The sequence below is a fragment of the Streptomyces niveiscabiei genome (assembly GCF_001419795.1).
Classification (GTDB): domain Bacteria; phylum Actinomycetota; class Actinomycetes; order Streptomycetales; family Streptomycetaceae; genus Streptomyces; species Streptomyces niveiscabiei.
On the sequence record NZ_LIRL01000836.1, the window covers coordinates 1 to 5,998 of the forward strand.

Sequence of the window (5,998 nt, forward strand, 5' to 3'; positions counted from 1 at the left end):
CCCCTCCTGCGCGCCGAGGACATCCCCACGGCCCTCTGCTACCAGCTCCTGCGCACCGACGACGGCCCCGGCCACGTCGTCCACGGCCTCGTCGCCGTCCGCTTCAACGGCGCCTGGCACCGCCAGGACCCGCGCGGGAACAAGGCCGGGGTGAACGCCCAGGTAGCAGAGGGCCGTGGGGATGTCCTCGGCGCGCAGGAGGGCGGCGAGGGCGTGGGCCTTGGCGTAGCAGATGCCGGTGCGCTGGTGCAGGACGTCGGAGGCGCGCCAGGTGACGCGGGGATCCTGGGCGTCCTGGGAGTGGGGGATCTCGTCACGGACGTACACGAACGCGGCCTCTGCATAGGCATACGAGTCGGGTACGTCCGCGGCGAGCCGGGCGGCGGTCTGCCGTACGACGGGATGGTGGTGGTCGATGACCTCGTCGGCCGCCAGGTATGCGGAGAGGTCGGGGGTGTTCTGGATCAGCTCCATGCCCGCCGAGCATAGGAATACGACCAGCCGGTCGTCAATTCATTTACGGTATGACGTATAATTATGCATGCCTACCTCGCCATCTCCTCCTTCAGCGCCGCCAGGAACGCGTCCACGTCGTCCTCGCGCGTGTCGAAGGAGCACATCCACCGCACGACCCCGGCCGCCTCGTCCCAGAAGTAGAACCGGAACCGCTCCTGGAGGCGGACGCTCACGTCGTGCGGCAGGCGCGCGAAGACGCCGTTGGCCTGGACGGGGTAGAGGATCTCGACGCCGTGCACCGCGCGGACGCCCTCGGCGAGCCGCTGGGCCATCTCGTTGGCGTGCCGGGCGTTGCGCAGCCAGAGGTCCTTGGCGAGCAGCGCCTCCAGCTGCACGGACACGAACCGCATCTTGGAGGCGAGCTGCATGGACAGCTTGCGCAGGTGCTTCATCTGCCGCACGGCGTCCTGGTTGATCACGACGACCGCCTCACCGAACAGCGCGCCGTTCTTCGTGCCGCCCAGCGACAGGATGTCGACGCCGACGGCGTTGGTGAACGTCCGCATGGGTACGTCGAGCGAGGCCGCCGCGTTGGCTATCCGGGACCCGTCGAGGTGGACGCGCATCCCGCGCGCGTGCGCGTGGTCGCAGATCGCGCGGATCTCGTCCGGCGTGTAGAGGGTGCCGAGTTCGGTGGACTGGGTGATCGAGACGACCTGCGGCATCGCGCGGTGCTCGTCGTCCCAGCCGTACGCCTGCCGGTCGATCAGCTCGGGCGTGAGCTTGCCGTCGGGCGTGGGGACGGTGAGCAGCTTGAGCCCGCCCATGCGCTCGGGTGCGCCGCCCTCGTCGACGTTGATGTGGGCGCTCTCCGCGCAGATCACGGCGCCCCAGCGGTCGGTGACCGCCTGGAGGGCGACGACGTTGGCGCCGGTGCCGTTGAAGACGGGGAACGCCTCGGCGGTGGGCCCGAAGTGGCTGCGGACGATGCTCTGGAGGTGCTCGGTGTAGTCGTCCTCGCCGTAGGCGACCTGGTGGCCGCCGTTGGCGAGGGCGAGGGCGGCCATCACCTCGGGGTGCGCGCCCGCGTAGTTGTCGCTGGCGAAGCCCCGGACCTCGGGGTCGTGATGGCGGCGGGCGTCGGTCTTCGGGGGGTTCACGGCTGCTCGGTGAGCCACAGGCGCTGTCCGTTCACTTCGGCGGCGGTCTTGTCCCAGACGCCGGTGATGGCCTCGGCGAGTTCCTTGACGTCGGTGAAGCCCGCGAACTTGGCGTTGGGCCGATCGGCGCGCATCGCGTCGTGCACGAGGGCCTTGACGACGAGGATCGCGGCGGCGGAAGTGGGGCCGCCCGCGCCGCCGGCCTTGCGGAAGTAGTCGGCGAGGGCGAGGGTCCACGCCTCGGCGGCGGCCTTGCCGGCGGCGTACGCGGCGTTGCCCGCCGTGGGCGCGCTCGCGCCGGCCGCGCTGATCAGGACGTACCGGCCGCGGTCGCTGCGCTGGAGGGCCTCGTGGAAGGCGAGGGAGGTGTGCTGGACGGTGCGGATGAGCAGCAGCTCCAGGAAGTCCCAGTCGTCGAGGCTGGTCTTGGTGAAGGTCTCGCTGCCGCGCCAGCCGCCGACGAGGTGGACGAGGCCGTCGAGGCGGCCGAACTCCTTCTCCGTGCGGTCGGCCCACGCGCGCGTGGAGTCCAGGTCCAGCAGGTCGACGGGTTCGCCGGTGACGGTCGCGCCGCCCGCCGCGTACCGGGCCGCGTCGACGGCCGCCGCGAGCCGCTCGGGGTCGTTGTCGGCGCCGACGACGGTCGCCCCCGCCTCGGCCAGCCGGATCAGCGTCGCCCGGCCTGCCGGTCCGCCCGCTCCGGCGACCGCGATCACCGCACCGCTCAGCGCGCCGTTGGTCATGTTCCTCGCCTCGCTCTTGTCGCTCTTGCTGTCTGCCCGACGTCGGACGGGTCCGTATCGTCGATACGGACCCGTCCGACGCTACGGGGCCGTCCTCACGCCGCAGCGCGCTCCACGCTGTCGGCCGTGATCCCCTTCGCCGAGGCGATCACATTCCTCAGCTTCTTCGCCAGGGCCTCGTAGAACATGCTCAGCGGAAACTCGTCCGGCAGCACGTCGTCCACCAGCTTGCGGGGCGGCTGGGAGAGGTCGAGGGCGTCCGGCCCCTTGGCCCACTTGGAGGCCGGGTGCGGGGAGAGATACCGGGCGACCAGGTCGTACCCGGCGAACCAGTGGACGAGCTTGGGGCGGTCGATGCCGTCCTTGTAGAGCTTCTCGATCTCGGCGCACAGGTCGTTGGTGACCTTGGGGGCGCGCTCCCAGTCGATGTGCAGCTTGTTGTCGGTCCAGCGGACGACGTCGTTGCGGTGCAGGTAGGCGAAGAGGAGCTGGCCGCCGAGGCCGTCGTAGTTGCGGACGCGGTCGCCCGTCACGGGGAAGCGGAACATGCGGTCGAAGAGGACCGCGTACTGCACGTCGCGCGCCTGCGGGACGCCGTCCGCCTGGAGCTTCACGGCCTCCTTGAAGGCGGTGAGGTCGCAGCGGAGTTCTTCGAGGCCGTACATCCAGAACGGCTGGCGCTGCTTGATCATGAACGGGTCGAAGGGCAGGTCGCCGTGGCTGTGGGTACGGTCGTGGACCATGTCCCACAGGACGAACGCCTCCTCGCACCGCTTCTGGTCGTGGACCATCGCGGCGACGTCCTCGGGGAGGTCGATGCCGAGGATGGATACGGCGGACTCGGTGACCCGGCGGAAGCGGGCGGCCTCGCGGTCGCAGAAGATCCCACCCCAGGAGAAACGTTCCGGCGCCTCGCGGACGGCGATGGTCTCCGGGAACAGGACGGCCGAGTTGGTGTCGTAGCCGGGGGTGAAGTCCTCGAAGGTGATGCCGCAGAAGAGCGGGTTGTCGTACCGGGTGCGCTCCAGCTCGGCCAGCCAGTCGGGCCACACCATGCGCAGGACGAGCGCTTCGAGGTTGCGGTCCGGGTTGCCGTTCTGCGTGTACATCGGGAACACGACGAGGTGCTGGAGGCCGTCGCGCCGGTCGGCGGCGGGCTGGAAGGCGAGCAGCGAGTCCAGGAAGTCGGGGACCGGGAAGCCGCCCTCGGACCAGGCGGTGAGGTCGGCGACCAGCGCGCGGTGGTAGGCCGCGTCGTGCGGCAGCAGCGGGGACAGCTCGCCGACCGCCTCGACCACCTCGCGCACGGCGGCTTCCGCCTGCGCGTGCGTGGGGGCGCCGTCGGCGTCGAAGTCGATCGAGCCGTTCGCCGCCTGCCAGGGGCGGATGCGCTCCACGGCGGCCTTCAGAACCGGCCACGCGGCCTGTTCGACCACCCTGACCTCGGGAGGGAGCCCCTCCCCCGCCGTCGCCCGCTCAAGAATTTCCGTCATGTCCCATCCTCCACGGGAGAACCTCGCGTATGGACACCGTATGCATAGGGGGTTTCCGTGAGCAAGAAGGACCTCGGGAAATTATCCTGCGCACCTTCATGGTCACCGCATTTTTTCCTGCCGTACATGCCAACCACGGGTGGTTCGCGCGGGCGCACTGATCCCTCCCGCGCGCCGTCGCGCTCCGGGGCACGGCGGCGGGGAAGGCGTCCCAGGGCCTAGGCTGCCAAGCGAACTGGCGTCGACGGAGAGCGAGACGGGCCTTGGAGTTTGTGACGATGGGGCATCGCGGGGTGATGGGGGTCGAACCCGAGAACACGCTGCGGTCGTTCGTGGCGGCGCAGGAGTCCGGCCTCGACGGGATCGAGCTCGACCTCCACCTCAGCTCGGACGGCGCGCTGGTGGTGATGCACGACGCCGACGTGGACCGGACGACCGACGGCAGCGGGCCGATCTCCGCGTACTCCCTCCAGGAGCTGCGGGCGCTGGACGCGGGGCGCGGGGAGCGCGTCCCGACCTTCGAGGAGGTCCTCGACGTGGTCACCGCGCCGATCCAGGCGGAGATCAAGGACACACAGGCGGCCCAGGCCCTCGCCGAGGTCATGCTCAAGCGGGAGCTCGTGGAGCGGGTCGAGGTGTCGTCCTTCCACGACCAGGCACTCGCCGAGATCACCCGGCTCGTGCCGGGCGTGCGGACCGCGCTGATCGGCGGGCGCTACGGCGCCGACATCGCCGACCGCGCGGTGGACGTGGGAGCGCGCACACTGTGCCTCAACATCCGCCGCCTCACGCTGGAGACGGTCGAGCACGCCCGCAAGCACGATCTGCGGGTCCTCGCGTGGGTCGTGAACACGCAGGATCAGCTACGGCTCGCGCGGGCCTTCGAGTTGGACGGGGTGACGACGGACTACCCGGAGATCAAGGGAAGTTGAGCGGCCGGACGGCTGATCGAATCGTTCAGGGTCTCGATCAGCCCAAGGTTTTGACCAGCAGCTCGAACTCCAGGCCGGTGCGGCGCGGGATGCCGAAGCGTTCGTCGCCGTACGGGAAGGGAGTCGTACGGCCGGTACGCCGGTAGCCGCGCCGCTCGTACCAGGCGATCAGCTCCTCCCGTACCGAGATCACCGTCATGTGCATCTCGGTCACGTCCCAGCTCTCGCGCGCCTGCCGCTCCGCCTCCGCGATGATCCGCTTGCCGAGGCCCTCGCCCTGGAGCGCCGGGCTCACCGCGAACATGCCGAAGTAGGCGTGCGTGCCCCGGTGTTCGAGCTGGCAGCAGGCTACGACCGTGCCGGCGCGCTCGACGATCAGGAGCCGGCCGTCCGGTTTCGCGATGACCTCCCGTACGCCTTCGGGGTCCGTGCGCCGGCCGTCGAGGAGGTCCGCCTCGGTGGTCCAGCCGGTGCGGCTCGTGTCGCCCCGGTACGCGGACTCGACGAGGGTGACGAGGGCTTCGACGTCGGCGTCGGTCGCGTCGCGGTAGGTGAGGTCGGTGTCGGGGGTGTGCGTGTCGGGGGTGTGCATGGGGGTTCCGTTCTGGGGCGCGAAGAGGGCTGCGGAGGGCGAGAGGGCTGCGGGGTCCGGCCCTGGGTCCCGGATCTCGGGTCCGGTTCTCGGACATCAGGTCTCGGCTCTCGGCCAGGACCTGCGGGTTCTCCCGGTCCTGGAGCCTCGCAGAGCCTAACTCTCCCGTAGGCTCCGGATGCATGGTGCATGTACTGAGCAGCCGGATCCTCCTCCACCCCGCCGACCCCGAGCGCGCCCGCCGCTTCTACGGCGAACAGCTCGGCCTCGGCGTCTACCGCGAGTTCGGCACCGGGCCGGAGCGGGGGACGGTGTACTTCCTCGGCGGCGGGTTCCTGGAGATCGCGGGGCGTACGGACGCGCCCCGGGACCCCGAGACGCGGCTGTGGCTCCAGGTCCCGGACGCGTCGGCGGCGCGTGACGAGCTGGCCGCGAAGGGGGTCGCGATCGTGCGGGAGCCGGTGAAGGAGCCGTGGGGGCTGATCGAGATGTGGATCGCGGATCCCGACGGGACGCCGATCGTGCTGGTGGAGGTCCCGGCGGACCATCCGATCAGGTACCGGCCCGGTATCTGAGCCGCTCGGATGGCCGGGGCGGGGGTGGGGGCTTAGCGTGCAGGGAG

General features: G+C 70.5%; 7 protein-coding genes. 2 read left to right on the forward strand and 5 right to left on the reverse strand.

What is annotated here, in order from left to right:
• The 4 genes from AOK24_RS34835 to AOK24_RS34850 form a co-directional block, all read right to left on the reverse strand.
• A partial coding sequence (locus tag AOK24_RS34835) for a transglutaminase domain-containing protein (RefSeq protein WP_240554268.1) occupies positions 1-474 on the reverse strand: 474 nt, incomplete at its 3' end.
• Positions 475-545: 71 nt separating this feature from the next.
• A complete protein-coding gene (locus AOK24_RS34840; protein ID WP_055723986.1) occupies positions 546-1,616 on the reverse strand; it encodes a threonine aldolase family protein in 1,071 nt (356 codons plus the stop codon).
• Positions 1,613-2,359 (reverse strand): SDR family oxidoreductase, encoded by a 747-nt coding sequence (locus AOK24_RS34845; RefSeq protein ID WP_055723987.1) that lies wholly within the window; start codon positions 2,357-2,359, stop codon positions 1,613-1,615. The genes AOK24_RS34840 and AOK24_RS34845 overlap by 4 nt, the downstream gene beginning before the upstream one ends.
• A 95-nt stretch (positions 2,360-2,454) precedes the next feature.
• The gene (locus AOK24_RS34850) at positions 2,455-3,852 is read right to left on the reverse strand and encodes a DUF6421 family protein (protein WP_055723988.1); all 1,398 of its coding nucleotides are present in this window, start codon (positions 3,850-3,852) and stop codon (positions 2,455-2,457) included.
• Between the two features lie 263 nt (positions 3,853-4,115).
• Here AOK24_RS34850 and AOK24_RS34855 point away from each other — a divergent pair, with 263 nt between their 5' ends.
• Positions 4,116-4,784: a glycerophosphodiester phosphodiesterase gene (locus tag AOK24_RS34855; protein ID WP_055723989.1), complete on the forward strand. Its 669-nt coding sequence runs from the start codon at positions 4,116-4,118 to the stop codon at positions 4,782-4,784.
• A 37-nt stretch (positions 4,785-4,821) separates the two neighbouring features.
• Here the strand turns inward: AOK24_RS34855 and AOK24_RS34860 are convergent, their stop codons facing one another.
• Entirely contained in the window at positions 4,822-5,376 is a 555-nt protein-coding gene (locus AOK24_RS34860; RefSeq protein WP_055723990.1) for a GNAT family N-acetyltransferase, read from the reverse strand.
• 182 nt (positions 5,377-5,558) lie between these two features.
• On the opposite strand from AOK24_RS34860, the gene AOK24_RS34865 reads away from it, so the two are divergent.
• Positions 5,559-5,951 (forward strand): VOC family protein, encoded by a 393-nt coding sequence (locus tag AOK24_RS34865; RefSeq protein WP_055723991.1) that lies wholly within the window; start codon positions 5,559-5,561, stop codon positions 5,949-5,951.
• Positions 5,952-5,998 lie beyond the last annotated feature (47 nt).